Annotated in this window: 21 protein-coding genes; 14 read left to right on the top strand and 7 right to left on the bottom strand. The window is 72.5% G+C overall.

All coding sequences use genetic code 11. The features are described 5' to 3' along the window. Window positions 1-128: 128 nt before the first annotated feature. From GLX30_RS00560 to GLX30_RS00545, 4 genes are all read left to right on the top strand, one after another. Window positions 129-968 carry an NmrA family NAD(P)-binding protein gene (locus tag GLX30_RS00560; RefSeq protein WP_208545331.1) on the top strand — a complete coding sequence of 280 codons (840 nt, stop codon included), beginning with the start codon at window positions 129-131 and terminating at the stop codon, window positions 966-968. A 103-nt stretch (window positions 969-1,071) separates the two neighbouring features. Then, complete coding sequence (locus GLX30_RS00555) at window positions 1,072-1,734, top strand: hemerythrin domain-containing protein (RefSeq protein ID WP_159682284.1); 663 nt, start codon at window positions 1,072-1,074, stop codon at window positions 1,732-1,734. 91 nt (window positions 1,735-1,825) lie between these two features. After that, on the top strand, window positions 1,826-2,317 hold the full coding sequence (locus tag GLX30_RS00550; protein ID WP_159682283.1) for an anthrone oxygenase family protein: 492 nt from the start codon (window positions 1,826-1,828) through the stop codon (window positions 2,315-2,317). A 126-nt stretch (window positions 2,318-2,443) separates the two neighbouring features. Then, the gene (locus GLX30_RS00545) at window positions 2,444-3,439 is read left to right on the top strand and encodes an AraC family transcriptional regulator (RefSeq protein WP_159682282.1); all 996 of its coding nucleotides are present in this window, start codon (window positions 2,444-2,446) and stop codon (window positions 3,437-3,439) included. A 118-nt stretch (window positions 3,440-3,557) separates the two neighbouring features. Here the strand turns inward: GLX30_RS00545 and GLX30_RS00540 are convergent, their stop codons facing one another. The 6 genes from GLX30_RS00540 to GLX30_RS00520 form a co-directional block, all read right to left on the bottom strand. Then, a complete protein-coding gene (locus tag GLX30_RS00540; protein WP_159682280.1) occupies window positions 3,558-4,400 on the bottom strand; it encodes an alpha/beta hydrolase in 843 nt (280 codons plus the stop codon). Then, window positions 4,397-4,882: an SRPBCC family protein gene (locus GLX30_RS00535; protein WP_244257930.1), complete on the bottom strand. Its 486-nt coding sequence runs from the start codon at window positions 4,880-4,882 to the stop codon at window positions 4,397-4,399. The genes GLX30_RS00540 and GLX30_RS00535 overlap by 4 nt, the downstream gene beginning before the upstream one ends. Window positions 4,883-4,961: 79 nt before the next feature. After that, window positions 4,962-6,455, bottom strand: coding sequence for an FAD-binding protein (locus tag GLX30_RS00530; RefSeq protein WP_159682279.1), 1,494 nt, complete (start codon window positions 6,453-6,455; stop codon window positions 4,962-4,964). Continuing rightward, a complete protein-coding gene (locus GLX30_RS34745) occupies window positions 6,452-7,072 on the bottom strand; it encodes a 3-oxoacyl-[acyl-carrier-protein] synthase III C-terminal domain-containing protein (protein ID WP_244257929.1) in 621 nt (206 codons plus the stop codon). The genes GLX30_RS00530 and GLX30_RS34745 overlap by 4 nt, the downstream gene beginning before the upstream one ends. Continuing rightward, on the bottom strand, window positions 7,063-7,437 hold the full coding sequence (locus GLX30_RS34740; RefSeq protein ID WP_244257928.1) for a hypothetical protein: 375 nt from the start codon (window positions 7,435-7,437) through the stop codon (window positions 7,063-7,065). The genes GLX30_RS34745 and GLX30_RS34740 overlap by 10 nt, the downstream gene beginning before the upstream one ends. A gap of 15 nt (window positions 7,438-7,452) precedes the next feature. Continuing rightward, a complete protein-coding gene (locus GLX30_RS00520) occupies window positions 7,453-7,707 on the bottom strand; it encodes a hypothetical protein (protein WP_005321911.1) in 255 nt (84 codons plus the stop codon). A gap of 172 nt (window positions 7,708-7,879) precedes the next feature. Between GLX30_RS00520 and GLX30_RS00515 the strand changes: the two genes are divergently transcribed. The 3 genes from GLX30_RS00515 (at window position 7,880) to GLX30_RS00505 (ending at window position 11,212) form a co-directional block, all read left to right on the top strand. Then, on the top strand, window positions 7,880-8,758 hold the full coding sequence (locus tag GLX30_RS00515; RefSeq protein WP_159682277.1) for a class I SAM-dependent methyltransferase: 879 nt from the start codon (window positions 7,880-7,882) through the stop codon (window positions 8,756-8,758). Between the two features lie 11 nt (window positions 8,759-8,769). Continuing rightward, entirely contained in the window at window positions 8,770-10,335 is a 1,566-nt protein-coding gene (locus GLX30_RS00510) for an NAD(P)/FAD-dependent oxidoreductase (protein ID WP_159682275.1), read from the top strand. Between the two features lie 121 nt (window positions 10,336-10,456). After that, window positions 10,457-11,212, top strand: a complete 756-nt coding sequence (locus GLX30_RS00505; protein WP_053556617.1) for an SDR family NAD(P)-dependent oxidoreductase — start codon at window positions 10,457-10,459, stop codon at window positions 11,210-11,212. A 176-nt stretch (window positions 11,213-11,388) separates the two neighbouring features. Here GLX30_RS00505 and GLX30_RS00500 read toward each other — a convergent pair whose 3' ends face one another. Then, on the bottom strand, window positions 11,389-12,261 hold the full coding sequence (locus GLX30_RS00500; protein ID WP_159682274.1) for a BTAD domain-containing putative transcriptional regulator: 873 nt from the start codon (window positions 12,259-12,261) through the stop codon (window positions 11,389-11,391). 363 nt (window positions 12,262-12,624) lie between these two features. On the opposite strand from GLX30_RS00500, the gene GLX30_RS00495 reads away from it, so the two are divergent. The 7 genes from GLX30_RS00495 (at window position 12,625) to GLX30_RS00465 (ending at window position 19,092) form a co-directional block, all read left to right on the top strand. Beyond that, complete coding sequence (locus GLX30_RS00495) at window positions 12,625-13,842, top strand: aminotransferase class I/II-fold pyridoxal phosphate-dependent enzyme (RefSeq protein WP_159682272.1); 1,218 nt, start codon at window positions 12,625-12,627, stop codon at window positions 13,840-13,842. Window positions 13,843-13,889: 47 nt separating this feature from the next. After that, complete coding sequence (locus tag GLX30_RS00490; RefSeq protein ID WP_159682270.1) at window positions 13,890-15,125, top strand: beta-ketoacyl-[acyl-carrier-protein] synthase family protein; 1,236 nt, start codon at window positions 13,890-13,892, stop codon at window positions 15,123-15,125. Next, window positions 15,122-15,940 (top strand): MaoC family dehydratase, encoded by an 819-nt coding sequence (locus tag GLX30_RS35730; RefSeq protein WP_279632531.1) that lies wholly within the window; start codon window positions 15,122-15,124, stop codon window positions 15,938-15,940. Before GLX30_RS00490 ends, GLX30_RS35730 begins: the two co-directional genes overlap by 4 nt. Then, complete coding sequence (locus GLX30_RS00480) at window positions 15,937-17,271, top strand: AMP-binding protein (protein WP_159682268.1); 1,335 nt, start codon at window positions 15,937-15,939, stop codon at window positions 17,269-17,271. The genes GLX30_RS35730 and GLX30_RS00480 overlap by 4 nt, the downstream gene beginning before the upstream one ends. Further along, complete coding sequence (locus GLX30_RS00475; RefSeq protein WP_159682266.1) at window positions 17,268-17,525, top strand: phosphopantetheine-binding protein; 258 nt, start codon at window positions 17,268-17,270, stop codon at window positions 17,523-17,525. The genes GLX30_RS00480 and GLX30_RS00475 overlap by 4 nt, the downstream gene beginning before the upstream one ends. Window positions 17,526-17,527: 2 nt before the next feature. Next, window positions 17,528-18,574 carry a hypothetical protein gene (locus GLX30_RS00470; protein WP_159682264.1) on the top strand — a complete coding sequence of 349 codons (1,047 nt, stop codon included), beginning with the start codon at window positions 17,528-17,530 and terminating at the stop codon, window positions 18,572-18,574. Between the two features lie 143 nt (window positions 18,575-18,717). Beyond that, window positions 18,718-19,092 (top strand): ectoine synthase, encoded by a 375-nt coding sequence (locus GLX30_RS00465; protein ID WP_159682262.1) that lies wholly within the window; start codon window positions 18,718-18,720, stop codon window positions 19,090-19,092. Window positions 19,093-19,115: the final 23 nt, after the last annotated feature.

Genomic DNA, 19,115 nt, shown 5'->3' with positions numbered 1-19,115 from the left:
CGGCCCGTGCCCGATGCCTAGCCTGACCGGGGTTCGCATCACGCCGACGCTCCCCCTGAGACGCACGCTTATGGGGTTGAGCGTTTGGGCTATGGCTCGTCTCACCGCACTGGAGTTGACTCATCATCATGACGAACACACAGAACACGCAGACGACCGGAACCAAGACGACGCTCGTGATCGGCGGCACCGGCAAGACCGGCCGCAGGGTCGCGGAGCGGCTCACCGCACGAGGCCTTCCGGTGCGCGTCGGGTCACGCTCCGGCGAGCCGCGCTTCGTGTGGGAGGACTCCTCCACGTGGGAGGCCGCGCTCGAGGGCGTCGGCGCCGTCTACGTCACCTACTACCCCGACCTCGCCTTCCCCGGCGCCGACGAGCACATCGCCGCCTTCTCCAAGCTCGCCGTCTCCAAGGGCGCCACCCGCCTGGTGCTGCTCTCCGGCCGCGGCGAGGAGGGCGCCGTGATCGGCGAGAACAAGCTCAAGGAGTCCGGCGCCGACTGGACGATCGTGCGCTCCAGCTTCTTCAACCAGAACTTCGACGAGAGCTTCTTCCTCGAGCCCGTCCTGGCCGGCGAGATCGCCCTGCCGACCGGCGACGCCGTCGAGGCGTTCGTCGACGCCGACGACATCGCCGACGTCGTGGTCGCCGCCCTTACCGACCCCAAGCACATCGGCAAGACCTACGAGCTGTCCGGCCCGCGCCTGCTGAGCTTCCGCGACGTCGCCGACGAGCTCACCAAGGCCACCGGCCGCCAGATCCAGTACATCCCCATCACCAAGGACGAGTACCGGGCAGCCCTCGTCGAGCACGGCCTGCCGGCCGATTTCGCCGAGCTGTTCGAGAACGTCCTCGACGGCCGCAACGCCCACCTGGTGCACGGCGTCGAAGAGGCCCTCGGCCGCAAGCCGAAGGACTTCGCCGACTACGCCAGGGAAGCCGCCGCCTCCGGCGTCTGGAACGTCTGACCCGGAGCCCGGCCCCCGGTGCCGCGACCGCGGACCGACGGACGCACCCGCGGCCGCGGCACCGGACCAGTCCGAACCCACAGCCACCCCCGAGGAGGCGGCCATGAGCAGCACCCCCATGTCGAGCGAACGCCTCGACACCCTGCCCGGCCACTTCCACGGCTTCGCCCTGATGCACATCGCCATGCGCCGCGACGCCCACCGCCTGAGCGCCGCCGCACCCCGCCTCACCGCCCGCGGCCTGGCACCCGCCGGCATCTGGTGGCAGCGCCTGCGCGACGTCATCGACTGGCACCACCGCAGCGAGGACAGCTTCCTGTGGCCCGAACTGCTGCGCAAACTCCCGCAGTTCCGTCCCCAGGCCGAACAACTCGCCGGCGACCACACCGAACTCGACCGGGCGATGGACCAGGTCACCGCCGCCCTCACCCCCACGGCCGGCCCGGCCGGCCCGGCCGGCCTGAGCGGCGCCGCGGCACACTTCAGCCAGGTCCTCCACGACCACCTCGCCGACGAGGAGAAGACCGTCTTCCCCCTCTTCGCGCAACTGCCCGCCCGCGAGTACCTCGCCCTCGAACAGCGCCTGGTGCGCACCGCACCGCCCGGCGTCCTGACCTACCTGCCGCCGTGGATGTTCGACGGCGCCGACCGGCGCTCAGTCGACCTCGTCGCCGCCACCATGCCACCGCCCGTGCGGCTGCTCGGGCGCACCGTCCTGCGCCGCCGCTACGAACGCGGACTCGGCGCCGTCCTCGACCCCCGCTGACCCCAGCACCCGCCCAGGACCACCCCGCCCGCCCCAGGACCACCCGTCCTGCCCGGGACCGCCCCGCCCCGCCCGCCGGAAGGAAGCCCTGATGTCCACGGCCGCCCAGCCCGCGCTCCACGCCGCCACCATCGCCATGGGCCTGAGCGCCGGGCTGTACTTCTCCTTCGACGTCTCCGTCCTGCCCGGCCTCGACCGCGGCGACGACCACACCTACGTCGCCGCCATGCAGAACATCAACGCGGCCATCGAGAACGGGCTGTTCGGACTCGTCTTCTTCGGCGCCTTCCTCGCCACCGGCATCGCCGGCGCCCGCCTGACCCGCATCGGACAGCGCACCGCCGCACACTGGACCTGGGCCGCGCTCGCCCTCTACACCGCCGCCGTGGTCCTCACCATGCGGATCAACGTCCCCCTCAACAAGCGCCTCGCCGCCGCCGGCCTGCCCGAGGCCGCAGGCGAACTCGCCGCCCTGCGCGACACGTTCAAGAAGACCTGGGCGCCCTCCAACGCCGCCCGGACCCTCGCCTGCACCGCCGCCCTGCTCTGCCTCGGCCGCGCCCTGTCGACGCTGCGCCACTGACACCGGCGCACGCGCCCCCGAAGCTGCGCCCGTCCTGCCGGACGTCCCCCGCACGGCAGGGCGGGCGCGACCCTTTCCGTCCCCCGAGGCCTCCCACGCCTCGCCCCCAGCCGATGGGTTGAACACATGGATGCTCTCACCGGCCTGCTCGAAGGCCCCAAGGCCCGCGGCGCGTTCCTGATCAAATCGGTCTTCAGCCCGCCCTGGGCGCTGCGTGTGGAGGACCGCGCCCCCATCTCCCTGGTCACCATGGTCCGCGGCGACGCCTGGGTCCTGCCCGACCGCTCCACGCCCGCGCTTCTGCGCCCCGGCGACGTCGCCGTGCTCCGCGGCCCCGACCCGTACACCATCGCCGACGAGCAGGGCACCGGCGTGCAGATCGTCGTCGGCCCCGAACAGCGCTGCAACACCACGGAGGGCGAGGACGTCACCGACACCATGGCGCTGGGGGTGCGCACCTGGGGCGACACACTAGGCCAGGGGTCCTCCGTGATGCTCAGCGGCACCTATCAGGCGCCCAGCGAGGTCGGCCGCCGGCTGCTGAACGCGCTGCCCGCCCTGCTGGTGCGGCCCGCCGGCGCCGAGGACAACGCACTCGTCGCCCTGCTCGCCGACGAGATCAGCCGCGACGAACCCGGCCAGGAACTCGTTCTGGACCGGCTGCTGGACCTGCTGTTCGTCAGCGTGCTGCGCGCCTGGCTCGCCGCGCCGGGCGCCGGCGCCCCCGCCTGGTACCGGGCCCGGTCGGACCACACCGTCGGCCCCGCGCTGCGCCTGCTCCACGACAACCCGGGCCAGCCCTGGACGGTCGAGTTGCTCGCCCGCAAGGTCGGCGTCTCCCGCGCGGGCCTGGCCCGCCGCTTCACCGCCGTGGTGGGGGAGCCGCCCATGAGCTACCTGGCGACCTGGCGGCTCACCCTCGCCGCCGACCTGCTGCGCGAACCCGACGCCACGGTGGCCGGCGTCGCCCACCGTGTCGGCTACAGCAGCGCGTTCGCGCTGAGCTCCGCGTTCAAACGGGTACGGGGCATGAGCCCGCAGGAGTACCGCACCAGCCGCACCGGCGAACAGGAGATGCCCGCCGGCGCCCCCGCCCAGACGATCGTCCTGGGCACCGGCTGACCCGCCCCGCATCCCCCCGGCCGGGGGATGCGGGGGAGGGCACAACAGCGGCGCGGGCGCCGGGCCGCCGGAGTCCTCCCGGCGGCCCGGCGCCCGCGCGCCCGGTACGACGTCCCGCTCAGCCCGTGCGGCCGGCCACCTCCGCGACCGCCCGCACGATCGCGTCCGGGGCCTCCAGCGGCAGCATGTGACCGGCGCCCTCGATCTCCTCGAACCGGGCGCCCGGCAGCGCCTCGGCCACCGCCCGCCCCAGTGCCGGGGCGATGACCTTGTCGCCGCCGCCGGCCAGGACCACGGCCGGGACGGTGAGCGCGGCCAGCTGCCCGCGCAGGTCCATCCCGCGTGAGGAGGCGAACGCCTCGGACCGCACGCTCGGCGACGCGGCCGCGAACATCTGCCGGTTGACCTCCCGGGCACAGGCGTCGGCCCGTTTGCCCAGCATGTTCTGCCCCAGCAGCAGGCGGCCCAGCGCCGGCCGTCGCACCGCCCACGAGAACACGGGGCTGCCCATCATCTTCACTTCGCTGTCGGGCGTGTCCTGGTCGTGCGCGGCGGTGCCCAGCAGCACCAGACCGCCCAGTCGGGCCGCGGGCGAGACGGCGTACGTCATCGCCGCGAACCCGCCGCCCGAGTGCCCGACGACGATCGTGTCACCGGGCGCCCCGACATGCTCCAGCACCGCGCCCAGGTCCGCTCCCAGCCGGGGTACCGAGAACGGCTCCCGGCCGGACGTGGAGGCGCCGTGACCCCGCAGGTCGTACAGCACGACCCGGTGCCCGTCGCGGATCAGCCGGTCCGCGACCGTGCCCCACACCCGCCGTGCCGCGGCCCAGCCGTGCGCGAGGACGACCGTGCGGCCCGACGGCGGGCCCAGCGGGGCGAGGACGCTCACCGCCAGGCGGGCGCCGTCGTCGGTGACGAGTGCGCTCTCCGTGGCGGGCGGCGCCGCCGTCGTCGTCATCGCGCCCCCTCCTTGTCCCGCGCCAGCGCGCCGTTCAGGGCCGTGAACGCGGCGCTGGTGGCCTTGGAGTGCTCCGCGCCGATGTCGGCGACCTTGGCGAGCACCTTCAGCCAGCCGTGCGGACGGCCCCGGAAGTGCATGCCGAGCCGGGTGCGGCGCCCGCCGTCCAGCGGTTCGAGCAGGAAGTCGCTCGGCCCGCGGAACACCCCGTCGACGTACTCGACCGACAGTCGCCTGCCCGTCTCGACCGCCGTCGTGCGTGAGGTGAACCGCAGCTTCAGACCACCCTTGTCGACGCCCTTGGTGTGGACCGTCACCTTGACCTCGCCGCCCACCTCGTCCGGTGAACCGGACGCGGCGGCGAAGGTGTTGGCCGGCACCCACCATTGCGCGCCGCCGCGGAACTCGGCGAGCAGCGCGTCCCAGACGACGTCCGGCGGAGCGTCGATGACCGCCTCGTCGATCAGGTCGTAACTCGTCATGCACCTTCTCCTGTCGGTGTACGGGTCAGGGTGCGGGCCCCGCGAAGGGCCCCGGAGACGGGGCCCGCGGCCGGACACGTCAGCCGAAGAAGCCCTGACCGGGGGTGAGGATGTTCGCCGGGTCGTAGCGCCGCTTGGCCTTGTAGAACTCCTCCCAGCGGTACCCGAAGTGGGTCTTCCAGTCGGCGGTGGTCATCCGGGGGATCGCACCGACCAGGTACCGCTTGGCGCCCAACGCCACGGCCTTGTCGTACAGGCGGCGGTTCTGCTCGAGCATCTGCGAGATGTTCGGGTCGCCAGGGTTGGGGAACCGCAGCAGGTCGAACAGGTAGCCGACGGACTCGCCCGGCTGCACCGCCAGCGGCCGGGTGATCTTGCGGGTGTAGTACGGGTAGAACAGCAGGAACCCGCCGCCCAGGTCGGAGGCGGTCAGCTCCCGCTCCACCAGCTCCATGAACGCCTTGGTCTTGGACGCCGGCAGGAACAGGCTCAGCCACGGCTTGGGCTGGAACCAGTGGCCGGTCTCCTTCAGGTAGACCTCGTAGCCGTCGAGCCGGAACATGTAGTCCCGGTAGGCGACGTCCTCGATGACGGCCTGGGCCCGGTTGTCGCGCAGTCCGGCCAGCAGGGCCGCCCGGTCGGGGACGGCGGTGCCGGAGTAGTTGGCGGCGACCTCCATCTTGTAGCGCCAGCCGGTGTCGTCGGGGCGGCGCAGCATCTCGCCGGCCTGGACGTGGAACCGGTTCTCCGCCATGACCTTCTCGCCGTCGGCGAGGTAGGTCGCCAGGTCGTCGTAGAAGAGGCTGAAGACGACCGACCGCTGGGGTGCGGGGGCGAGCTTCACCTTGGCGCGCAGGATGATCGCCGTCTGGCCGCCGCCGGACAGGATCGAGTGGAACAGGTCGGGCCGCGCCGAGGCGGAGACGGTGACGAGCTCACCGGTGCCGGTGACGACGTCCATGGAGTGGACGGTGTCGGCCAGCAGGCCGAACTTCTGCACGGTGCCGCCGATGCCGCCGATGGAGACGGTCCCGCCGATGGACAGGTGCAGGTAGTCGGGCAGCGCCGGCGGTGTCTTGCCCACCTTCAGCGCGGCGTCCGTCAGCTGCCCCCAGGTGACACCGGCCTGGACGACCGCGTTGGTCGCGTTGATGCTGAGGATCTTCGACATGGCGCGGGCGTCGATGGATATGCCGCCCCTCGGCACCGCCGCCTGGCCGTACACGGAGTGCGACTCCATGTCGTCGCCGGTGCCGCCCTGACCGTTGACGGCGATCTTCAGTTTGTTGGCCCGGGCGTAGTTGACCATCTTGACGATGTCCTGGTCGGAACCGGGACGCAGGACCGCCCACGGCGCGGACGGCTTCAGCCGCCCGAAGTCCTGGCGGAATCCGTCCAGGTCGGCCGCCGAGGTGGTCAGCGTCCCGTCCAGGGCGGGCACTTGTCTGACCTCGATGTGGTGCCCGGCGTCGACCTCGGCGGCCGTCGCCCATGTCTGGTTGGCGACGCTCCAGCCCACGACCGTTGCGGCGATGCCGCCCAGTACCTTGCGCCGCGAGAGTGCGTTGTTCATTGCTTTCCTCCGACCCATTCCAGCAGGACCGATCCCCAGGTCATGCCCGCGCCGAAGCCGGCCAGCAGGACCAGGTCGCCGTCGTTGATGCGGCCTTCGTCGAGTGCCTCGGTCAGGGCGATCGGGATCGACGCGGACGCCGTGTTCCCGTACTTGTGGAGATTGGTGACCAGGGCCTCGGGCCGCAGGCCCGTGTGGCTGAGGATCGAGTTGATGATCCGGATGTTCGCCTGGTGCGGGATGACGTGGCGGACGTCCGCCGCCTCGACCTTGGCGCTGGTCAGCGTCTCCCGCACCGTGCGCACGGTGTAGCGCACGGCGTTGAGGTAGATCTCGTTGCCGTTGATCTGTGCGTAGTGCAGTCCCTGGCGGACGGTCTCCTCCGTGGTCGGCATCCGGCTGCCGCCGGCCAGGACCTTGAGGCTGCCGGCGCAGCTGCCGTCGGCGCCCAGGTTCCAGCCCAGCACCGGGTCCGAGGGAGCCGGCCGGAGCACCACCGCGCCCGCGCCGTCGCCGACGAGGATCGACAGGTCCCGGTCGGCGGGGTTGGCGGTGAGGGTGTGGGTGTCGGAGCCGATCAGCAGGATCGGCCGCGGGTCGATCTTGATCAGTGCCATGGCCTGGACGAGGCCGTAGACGAAGCCCGCGCACTCGGAGTTGACGTCGTGCGCGCTGCCGGCGATGCCCAGTTCGTGGTGGACGAACGCGGACGTGGCCGGTGACGGCTGTTCGGGGTGGCGGTGGCGACGATCAGATGTGCGATGTCGCCGCCGCTCAGCCCCGCCTTGTCCAGTGCGCGCCGGCCGGCCTCGACAGCAAGGGAGGCGGTCGTCTGGCCGGGCCCGACGGCCCGCCGTTCGTGGATCCCGCACCGGCTGACGATCCAGTTCTCGTCGACGCCGAAGCGCTGCGCGAGCTCCGTGCTGGAGACCACGCGTTCGGGTACGGCCATGCCCCACCCGGTGATGTCGAAGCCGTTCACAGGACTCTCCCCTGATCAGGCCTGGGCGGGCACGAGCTGGACGATCCGGTCGTGGACGACGCGCAGCGTCGTGGTGTCGTCGATGTCGGCGAACAGCGACTCGTCGGCCGGGATGTGCGGGTACTGGTTCTGGAACCCGTACAACCACTCCATCAGGTCCAGCGAGTCGACATCGGCGATGTGCTGGAGCGGCTGGTCCGGGTCGACCTTCTGGGCGCCGGAGACGGCCTCGAGCTGGCTCGCCAGTTCTTCGACGGTGGGCAGCGACATGGGGTTCGGTCCTCTCTCGCAAGGCTTGGGGTGTTACGCCTAGGAATCGAACCGGCAGCCGCGCAAGCGGCGCGCAACACCGCGGGCCCGGCGCCGTCTTGCACATCTGTTGCGAGCACTTCGCTTTCCTCGACCCCGACAGCCGCGCACCCCGACAGGAGTTGAGGAAGAGATGACGACGGTCGCTGACAGGTCGGTCCCCGAGGTCGACGCGATCAGGCACCACTACGAGGTGAGCAACGACTTCTACCGCCTCCTGCTGGGGCCGACGATGATGTACTCGGGCGGCTACTGGGAGGAGGGCGAGGGACTCACCGAGGCCCTCGACGAGGCCCAGGAGCGCAAGCTCGACCGGTTCGTCGAGCTCGCCGGCGCCGCCGGCAGCCGGCGCGTGCTGGACGTGGGCTGCGGCTGGGGCACCATGCTCAACCGGCTCACCACCGTCCACGGCGTCGAGCAGGCCGTCGGCCTGACGCTCAGCCGCACCCAGGAGGCGTTCATCGCCGGCCTGGACAACCCCCGCATCACCACCCGGGTCGAGTCGTGGGAGGACCACACCACCGACGACCCCTACGACGCGGCGTTCTGCATCAACGCGCTGGAGCACTTCGTGTCCTCCACGCTCCCGCCGCGCGAGCGGACCAAGAAGTACCGGGTGTTCTTCAACAAGGTCGGCGCGGCCCTCAAGCCGGGCGGCCGGTTCGTGCTGCACACCATGACCGCGGAGGCGCTGCCGATGAACCGGCAGCTGCTGGACGACCTGAAGTTCCTCCAGCGCTCCGAGTTCGAGAACTGCCACATCCCGCACCTGCACGAGCTCACCCAGGCCGCAGAGGGCCTGTTCGACGTGGTCGAGATCGTCAACGAGCGCGAGTCGTTCGCCGTCGCCTGCCGCGCCTGGCTGAAGCTGCTGGCCGCCCGCCGGGACGAGGCCGTCGCCCTGGAGGGCGAGGAGGTCGTGGCCCGCTTCGAGCGCTACCTCGACATCTTCGCCTACACGCTCGAGGACAAGTTCTTCAACAACTTCCGCGTCACCATCGCGCGCCGCTAGAGGAGGCCCACGTGACGAGCATTCTGGAACCCGCGCGCAGCGACGGGAGTCCTTCGCCCGGCGGGCGGGCGACGGGCGGCGGCCCCACCCGGCATCTGCGCGTCGCGGTCATCGGCAGCGGCTTCTCCGGCCTGGGCATGGCGGTGCGCCTGCTGCAGAAGGGCATCGACGACTTCCTCGTCTTCGAGCGGGCCTACGAGGTCGGCGGCACCTGGCGGGACAACTCCTACCCGGGCGCGGCGTGCGACGTGATGTCGCACCTGTACTCGTTCTCCTTCGCGCAGAACCCGGGCTGGAAGTCCACGTTCGGCAAGCAGGCGGAGCTGTACGAGTACCTGCGGGACGTCGCCGACCGGTTCGGGGTCCGCCCCTACATCCGCTTCGGTCACGAACTGCTCGCCGCCCGCTGGGACGAGACCGCCCGCCGCTGGCACGTGAGCACCTCCCAGGGTGACTACACCGCCCAGGTGCTGGTGTCGGGCACCGGCTACCTCTCCGAGCCGGCCGTGCCCGCCATCGCCGGCCTTCAGGACTTCGAGGGGACCGTGTTCCACTCCTCGCGCTGGGATCACGGACACGACCTCGCGGGCCGTAACGTCGCCGTCATCGGCACCGGCGCCTCCGCGATCCAGTTCGTGCCGAAGATCCAGCCCGAGGTGGGGCGGCTGGACCTGTACCAGCGCACCCCCGCGTGGATCGGGCCGAAGAACGACAAGCCGACCAGCGCGCTGCAGTCGAAGCTGCTGCACAACGTCCCCGGCTACCAGCGCTTCCGCCGCAACTTCAACATGTGGGGCCGTGAGGTCCTGGCGTTCGTGATGAAGCGGCCCAAGGTCGCGGGCAAGATGCAGAAGATGGCCAGCGACCATCTGGCGAAGTCCGTCGCCGACGAGGAGCTGCGGGCGAAGCTGACGCCCGACTACGTGATGGCGTGCAAGCGCCTGCTGTTCTCCAACACGTGGTACCCGGCGATCCAGCAGCCCAACGTGGACCTGGTCACCGACGGCATCGACCATGTGCGGGCCAAGTCGATCGTCTCCTCGGACGGCACCGAGCGGGAGGTCGACACGATCATCCTCGGCACCGGCTTCAAGGCCACCGACCGGCCCGTCGCCGGCCGGATCACGGGCCGCGAGGGCAGGCTGCTGCGGGACGTGTGGCGCGAGGGCGGCATGGCCGCGCACCGCGGCACCACGGTCGCCGGGTTCCCCAACCTGTTCCTGCTGCTGGGCCCCAACACCACGCTGGGGCACTCCTCGCAGGTGGTGATGATCGAGGCGCAGATCGGCTACGTCATCGACGCGCTGGGGCAGATGGACAAGCGCGGCCTGGCCAGTGTCGAGGTCCGCGCCGAGGCCCAGCAGCAGTGGAACGAGCGGTTGCAGGGCCGGCTCGAGGGCACCGTGTGGAACGCCGGGAACTGCAAGAGCTGGTACCTGGACGAGCACGGCCGCAACCCCTCGATCTGGCCCACCTACACGTGGCGGTTCCGCAGCGCGACGCGCCGTTTCGACCTGGGCGAGTACCAGCTCGCCACCACCGTCAACGCCGGCCGGCCGGCACTGGACCACGCCTGACGCCACGCGGCCGGCCGGCGGGGTGGTCCCGCGGCCGGCCCTGACGGCGGATCACTTTCCCCTGCCACGCCGGCAGGAGTCGCTTCCGCCGTGAAGGGCGGAGTATCCACGGAGGTATGCGATGAGTAAGGGCCCACAGACCGGAAACCGCCCCGAGCAGCCGGTGGCCCTGGTCACCGGCGCCTCGGGAGGCCTCGGCCAGGCCCTGGCCCTCGAACTGGACGCGCTGGGCTGCAGGGTCGCCGTTCACTACAACAGCTCGAAGGACGCGGCCCGGGCCGTGCAGGACAAGCTCACGAACGACTCGGTCCTCGTCAGCGGCGACGTCGGCGACTACGCCGCCGTCACCGCGCTGTACCAGGAGATCGGCGAGCGCCTCGGCCCCGTCGACGTCCTCGTCAACAACGGCGCGATCCGCAAGGACGCGCTGATGGCGATGCAGAACCCGGACGACTGGGCCCAGGTCATCCGGACCAACCTGATCGGCTCGTTCCACACCGCCCGCGTCGCCGTCCCGCACATGCTGCGCCAGAGATGGGGCCGCGTCATCAACGTGGTCTCGCCCTCGGGCCTGATCGCCACCGCCGGACAGACGGCGTACTCCGCCTCCAAGGCGGGCCTGATCGGCTTCACCCGCACGCTGGCCGCCGAGTGCGGCCGGCGCGGGGTGACCGTCAACGCCCTCTCCCCGGGCTTCATGATCACCGGCATGACCAAGGACCTCCCCGACCGTGTCGTCGAGGGCATGGAGGACAAGGCCCCCATCCCGCGCTTCGTGACCGTCGAGGAGGTGGCCCGCAGCGCGTCCCTGTTCCTCGACCAGGACTGCATGACGGGCCAGGTGATCAGCATCGACAGCGGCGTCTCCATCACCTGACCACCTCGCTGCCCGGCGGCCCGCCGCCCCCCTTCGACCGGGGGGCCGCGGGCCGCTTCGACGTCTCCGCGTGCCCCGCCGACCCGGCCCCGACGCCCCGCGCTGCGGTGCGCGTGCATGCCGACGCCGGGGGCCCGGCACCTGGACGGTGTCGGGCCCCCGGCGTCGTGGCGGTCTCAGCGCGCCGGCAGCGGCGCCACCGGTGGTGGGGTCAGCGCCTCGAACGCTCCCATCAGCAGCGGGTCCAGCGCGTCGGCCGTCAGCCGCCCCGCGGGGGCCCGGCGCTGCGGGCCGGCGGGCTCGGCGCGCAGCAGCTCCAGATAGGCGGCCTGGGTCTCGGCCGCCGGGTCGATGCCCAGCTCGTCCGCGAGGACCTCCCGCAGCTGCTGGTAGGCGCGCAGCGCGTCCGCCCGGTTGCCCGCGGCGGCGTGCGCCGTCATCCGGCACCGGTGCGCGCTCTCACGGAACGGCGCGCGCCGTACCGCCTCGTCGGCGTAGCGCACCGCGTGGTGCTCCGCGCCCAGGGCCGACGAGGACAGGCTCGCCAGCTCCAGTGACATCAGGCGCAGTTCGTCGACCCGCTCACGAACGGCGTTGACCCACTCGCCCTCGTGCGCCGGCAGGAACGAGCCGCGCAGGTTCGACACGGCGCCCGCCGCGAGCTGGTGCGCCACCGCGTGCGCACCGTCCGCGAAGGCCGTCCTGGCTTCCGTCATCGCGGCCTCCGCCGCCTCCAGGTCGACCGCCGCGTCGTCCGGCAGCCGCAGTACGTACCGGCCGCTCTGTGCGATCAGTGGCGTCCCGCCCGGCTTCTGCAGCGGGCCGGTGACATAGGCGCGGACCCGGCTCACCACACTGCGCAGCGCGGAGGCCCACGTGTCGGGCAGCCCTTCGGGCCACACGGTGTCCGCGAGCTGGTCGCGGCTGGTTCCCGACGTTCGCTCCAGTATCAGTCGAGCGAAGGCCACTTGGGCCTGCGCGCTCGACAGGTGCTGGGGCGCCGTCCCGTCGTGTTCGATGGTGACAAGACCTACGAGTCTGATCAGCAACGCTGAGTCCCCCAAGACTTCGTCTGCACGCGGTCATCACACGTGCGGGGGCGCGATTCAAGGAAAGGGAGGCCGCGAATTCGCGCCCCGGCTTCGCAGCCAGATCTCTGTTCGTACTCACTTTCCCGTGGATTCGACCGTACCGGCCAATTGTCGCCACATTCAACCGTGGCCAAAAACATACCGGGGGAATAACTGGGAATCAGCGCCTCCGGTATTCGCCCTGAAGGTCGACTTCAAGCCGACTTCCCACGCCACCACGGGAATTGCGGCATCAAAAACCGTGTTGCGCCCGCCTTGCGGCCCGGCGCATAGAAAGGACGGCGCGCCTGGAGCAACCGAGAAGTGGATGAGGAGACGCACGTGAACGCATCTGGAGGATGGGAACGCCTCGAGCCGAAGCTGGCGGCAACACAGCGCCGCGTCCAGGCACTCGAATGGGAACCCGACCGCCGCAACAGCTTCGTCGCCTACACCGTCGAACGCGACAGCGCCTACGCCGACCTCGACGGCCGGCGGCTGCTGATGATGTCCGGCTACAGCTACCTCGGCCTGGCCGGCGACGAACGTGTCGTCGCCGCCGCCAAGGCCGCCGTCGACCTCTACGGCACCGGCAACCACGGCGTGCGCGCCCTGGCCGGATCCATCCCCCTGCACGAGGAACTCGAGGCGGAGGTCGCCCGGTTCGCCGACCGCGAATCCTCCATGGTCTTCGGCTCCGGCTACGCCGCCAACACCGGCACCGTCGGCGGCCTCGTCGGCCCCGGCGACACCGTCTTCATCGACAAGTACGACCACGCCTCCATCGTCGACGGCTGCCGCCTGTCCGGCGCCACCGTCACCCGCTTCCGCCACAACGACGTCGACCACCTCGAGCGCCGGCTGCGCGCCGCGAGCCCCGACGGGGTACGGCTCGTCATCGTCGACAGCGTCTACTCCATGGACGGCGACATCGCCCCGCTGCCCGAACTGCGCAAGGTCTGCGACGAGCACAACGCCCTCCTCATGGTCGACGAGGCCCACGCGCTCGGCGTCATCGGCGCCACCGGCCGCGGCATCGAGGAGCACTTCGACTGGCAGGCCAGGGTCGACGTCAAACTCGGCACCCTCTCCAAGGCCATCCCCTCCATGGGCGGCTGGGTCGCCGGCCCCGCCGAACTCATCGGCCACCTGCGCTACGCCGCCCGCCCCTTCCTGTTCTCCGCCGCCCTCGGACCCGCCCAGGCCGCCGCCGCCCTGGAGTCGCTGCGCATCCTGCAGCGCGAACCCGAACGCGTCGCCCACATCCAGCACCAGTCCGCCCGCCTGCGGAAGATCATCAACGCCGAGGGACTGCGCACCCAGGACAGCGAGACCGCCGTGCTGCCGCTCATCGCCGGCTCCGACGACGCCGCCTACGACCTCGCCACCACCTGCCGCAAGAACGGCGTCATCGGCCTGCCCGTGGTCACCCCCGCCGTCCCCAACGACCTCGCCCGCCTGCGGATCGCGGTCACCGCACGCCACACCGAGGCCGACATCGACTTCGCGGCCCAGGCGTTCCTCACCTCCGCCCGCGAGTGCGGCATCCTCCCGGCCTGAGAGGGCCGGCCCGTACACCGAAGGCACACAGGAACGGGAAACCAACCATGGCAACCTCCACCCCACCCCCGGTCGTGATCACCGGCATCGGCGTGGTCACACCGGCGGGCTGCACCCCGGGCGCCCTGTGGGCCGCGCTGCGCGCCGGCCGCTCCACCGCCGCCCGCCTCACCCACCTCGACCTCGACCGCCACCGGGTACGGATCGGCTGCCGCGTCAGCGGACTCGACGACGTCGGCCTCGTCGGCGCCAAGGACGCCCGCCGGATGGACCCGTTCGCCCTGTACGGAACCACCGCCGCCCTCGCCGCCCACCGCGACGCGGGCGCCCCCGCCCCCGACCCGCACCGCACCGCCGTCGTGGTGGGCAACGCGGTCGGCGGACGGGCCACCAGCGACCTGGAGTCCGCCCACTACTCCGAACACGGCCCGCACCGCGTCAACCCGCTGATGCCGCTGATGACGATGCCCAACGCGGCCGCCGCCCAGATCGCCATGCGCCTCGCCTGGACCGGCCCCGCCACCACCATCGCCACCACCTGCGCCAGCGGCGCCGACGCCATCGGCCAGGCCCGGCTGCTGCTGCAGACCCACCGCGCCGACGTCGTCATCGCCGGCGGCTGCGAGTCCACCCTCACCCCCGTCACCCTCGCCGGGTTCGGCAACCTCAACGCCGTCTCCCTGCGCAACGACCGACCCGAGCAGGCCAGCCGCCCCTTCGACGCCGACCGCGACGGGTTCGTGATGGGGGAGGGCGCCGGCTTCGTCGTCCTCGAACGCGCCGACGACGCCCGCGCCAGAGGCGCCCGCGCCTACGCCGAGGTCGCCGGCTACGGCGCCACCTGCGACGCCCACCACCTGTCGATGCCGCTGCCCGACGGCTCCGGCGCCGCCGGCGCCATGACCGCCGCCCTCACCGACGCCGGCCTCACCCCCGCGGACATCGCCCACATCAACGCCCACGGCACCTCCACACCCCACAACGACCGGGCCGAAGCAGCCGCCCTGGCCAAGGTGTTCGGCACCGGCTGCCCACCGGTCACCGCACCCAAGGGCGTCCTCGGTCACCTGATCGGCGCCGCCGGCGCCGTCGAGGCCGTCGCCGCCGTCCTCGCCATGCGTGAGCGCGAGGTACCGCCCACCGCCAACCACCACCGCCTGGAGCCAGGAATGGACATCGACGTGGTCCACCACCGCCCCCGAACCATCGCCTCCGGGCCCGCCCTGTCGAACTCCTTCGGCTTCGGCGGCCACAACGCCGCACTGGTGGTGGCGCCGGTATGACGACGACCCCCGCCCTCACCCGCACCGCGGAGCGCACCGCGAGCGCCGCCGAGATCCACGCCTACCGCACCGCCGTCCGCCCCGGCCTGCCGCCGGCGGCGAGCGGCGACGCCTCACCGGTGCACACCTTCGTCCTCGCCCACACACTCGCCGACAAGGCCGTGCGCGCGCTGACCGCCGCGGAGGAGACCACCTCCGTCGTCCACCTCGGCCAGGACATCCGCCTGGAGCGGCCCGTACGGCCCCGCGAACAGGTCGCCGTCCAGCTCGACGTCACCGGCGCCCGCCGTGAGGCCCGCGGCACCCGCATCGCCGTACGCAGCCGCCTCACCGGCGACGACGGCACCGCCTTCGCCGAACTCACCACCCACGCCCTGCTGCTGGGCGCCAAGGGCACCGAACCGTTCGGCGACATCCCCCCGGCCGCCGCCCCCGGCCCCACCGGCCCCGGTGGAGAACCGGCCACCGCCCGCCACGTCCTCACCGAGGAAACGATTCGCGCCTACGCCCACGCCTCCGGCGACCTCAACCCCATCCACCTCGACGCGGAAGCCGCCCGCGCCGCCGGCTTCGACACCGTCATCGCCCACGGCATGAGCGTCGTCGCCCTGGCCCTGGAGGAGATCGCCGACCGCTACGCCGACGGCGACATCACCCGCATCGACGCCCTCGGCGGCCGCTTCTCCGCCCCCGTGGCACCGGGCGTCCCCCTCGACATCACCCTCCAGCCCGACGACGCCCGCACCGTGGTGCGCTTCACCTGCCGCACCCCGGACGGACCCGCCGTCAAAAGCGGCTGGGCCCACCTGCGATGAACGCCCCCGCCGGCCTCGTCGCCGGCTTCCTCACCCAGGTGCGCCACCACCCCGACGCCACCGCACTGATCCACGGCGGCGAACACACCACCTACCGCGCCCTGTACGAGGCGGCCGGCCGCGAACGCGAACGCCTCGCCGTGCTCGGCACCGCACCCCACGACACCATCGGCGTCCTCGCCCGCACCTCACCCGCCGCGATCGCCCTCGTCCTGGCCGGCCTGCTGTCCGAACGCCCCCTCCTGCTGCCCTCCCCGGCACCGGCCGGCCGGCTCGCCGACCTGGCCGCCCAGGCAGGCTGCGCACGCGTCCTGGTCCCCGCCGGCGAACCACGCCCCGTCCGCCTGCCGCCGTCGGCGGCCGCCGCCCTGCCCCACCCGGCCGGCGAACGGCCCGCCCTGCTGTTCACCACCTCCGGCACCACCGCACCCGCCAGGATCGTGCCGCTCGCGCGCACCGCCGTGGACCGCTTCACCACCTGGGCCGCCCGCCGCTTCGGCATCGGCCCCGGCACCACCGTCCTCGCCGCCGGCCCCCTCGCCGCAGGCGCCGGCCTCCTCGACCTCTGGACCCCCCTCGCCGCCGGCGCCACCGTCGTCCTCGCCGAACCCGGCCGGGCCGCCGACGCCACCGGCCTGCTGGAACTCCTCACCACCCACGACATCCACGTCCTGGCCGCCCGCCCCCCGCTCTACGGGCCGCTCACCGACGCCGCCCGCGCCGCCGGCACCACCCTGGACAGCGTCCGCCACGCCGTCCTCACCGGCCGCGCCCTGCCCGACCGCACCGTCGCCGCGCTGCCGCGCCTGTTCCCCGGCGCACGCCTGCACAACCTCTACGGCTGCACCGAGACCAACCCCAGCCTCGTCCACGAGATCGACACCGGCGCCACCGTCTTCCCGCCCGTCCCCGTCGGCCGGCCCCTGCCCGGCGTGCGGACCCTCGTCATCGGCGCCCCCGGCACACCCGTCCACGGCCCCGGCACCGGCGAACTGTACGTCTCCACCCCCTTCCAGTCGCCCGGCTACCTCGGCCGCCCCGGCCACCGCGACCCGTTCACCGCCCACCCCCTGGGCGCCGACGACGGCCGCACCTGGTTCCGCACCGGCGACCTCGTCCGCCGCGACGCCGACGGCCTGCTCCACCTGACCGGCCGCGCCGGCGACCCCCGGACCACCGTCCGCGGCACCCGGCACCGGACCGGCACGCCCGCCCCCGCCGCCCGGCGGGTCACCGCCGCACAACGGCCCCCCGCCACCACCCGACGGGCCGGACGCGCCGCGCCCGGCCGACCGCACGAACCGATCCCAGTCCAAGGAAGGACGTCATGAGCCACAACGACACCATCAAGAAGTTCGTCATCGAGGAATTCCTGCCCGACCTTGGTGTCCACGAGCTTGCCGACGACCACGACCTGCTCTCCGACGGCGTCATCGACTCCCTCGGCGTGCTCAAGCTCATCGCCTGGGTCGAGGACCACTTCCAGCTCGCCGTCGGCGACGCCGACCTGGACCCCGACAACTTCCGCAGCGTGCGCGCCATCGACGCCTTCATCGAGGACGCCCGCCAGGGGGTGAGCAGCTAGCCATGCATCCCGCGCTCACCGGCCTGCTCGCAGGCGCCCCGGTGACCGAGCGCGAGACCTGGCGATCACTGTGGGACCGGCTCGGTGACGGCACGCTCGAAAAGGAGCAGGCCGTCGCCCTGCTGGCCTCCCTGACCACCAGCCTCCCCGGCCACCAGACCCTGCACGCCCTGCTGGAGACCCTGCGGGAGCGCAGAACCACGCCCCCGCCCGGCCCCTGGCCCGGCACCGTCAACATCGTCGGCACCGGCGGAGGACCCGCCACCTTCAACATCTCCACCGCCGCCGCCGTCACCGCCGCCGCCACCGGCGTACCGGTCGTCAAGACCGGCTCCCGCGCCTACACCTCCAGCCTCGGCTCCGTCGACCTGCTGGAGCGGCTCGGGATCCGCCTGACCGCCTCCTACCGGCAGACCGAGCAGATGCTCGAGCGGCACGGCATCGCGTTCGCCGGCCCGTTCGTCTACCCGGCCGAACTGACCCGCCTGGCCCGCACGGTGGCACCGCTCGGCATGAAACCGTTCGGCCGCTTCCTCAACGCGCTGGGCCCCTTCCTCGCCGACCTGCCGGTCACCGCCCAGGTCACCGGCGTCAGCGCCGCCATGCCGCTGCCCGTGCTGCGCGAACTCGCCCGCACGCTCCCCGGCCGGCGGATCTGGCTGACCTCCAACGACCAGGGGGCCGACGAACTCCTCGGCTTCGCCGACAACACCGTCCACCTCGACGACGGCAGCGTCCGGCGGCTCGCACCCGGCGAACTCATCGCCCCCGCCGGCGGATTCGACGACCTGCGCCCCGTGCCGCCCGCCGACGCCGCGGACCACTTCCTCGCCGTCCTCGCCGGCACCGCCCACCCCGCCGCCACCGACACCGTGTGCCTCAACGCCGCGGCCCTCGTCCTCGCCTCCGGCCATCGGCACGACTGGCCGAGCGCGCTCGCCGCCACCCGCGAGGCCGTCGCCTCCGGCGCCGCCCGCGCCCTGGCCGACCGGCTGCGCACCGCACCGCGCACTCCCGCCCCGGCGGCGGGAGCACCCGCCGCCCGCTGAACCCGCCGCATCCACGGCGCCCCCATGCGTCCCCGCCCGGCCGCCGGCCGCGGGGCCAGGACACCAGCGGTGGCCGCCGGCCACCCCCGGGTCCTTCCCAGCGTGCGGCCCCGCGCCGCACACGACCCAGATCGGAGTTGACCATGATCATCCGCGACATCGAGGACGTGAAGACCGTCGACTGGGGCAACGGAGTCAGCCGCCGCTTCCTCCTCGCCTCCGACGGCGTCGGCTACTCGCTCACCGACACCGTCGTCCTGGCCGGCACCAAGTCCCGCCTCGAGTACCGCAACCACCTCGAGGCCTGCTACTGCATCGCCGGCTCCGGAGAGGTCATCGAACTCGACGGCACCTCCCACCCCATCACCCCGGGCCGCATGTACGCGCTCGACCAGCACGACGCCCACTACCTGGTGGCCAGCCCCCACGAGGACCTGCGGCTCGTGTGCGTCTTCAGCCCGGCCCTGCAGGGCGACGAGACCCACAGTCTCGACGAGCACGTCTCCTCCGCGTACTGATGACGCGAAAACCGTAAGGCGGT

The sequence above is a fragment of the Streptomyces sp. Tu 2975 genome, assembly GCF_009832925.1.
Lineage (GTDB): Bacteria > Actinomycetota > Actinomycetes > Streptomycetales > Streptomycetaceae > Streptomyces.
The sequence above is the reverse complement of the archived record's forward strand: the minus strand, read 5'-3'. Positions and strand labels throughout refer to the sequence as shown.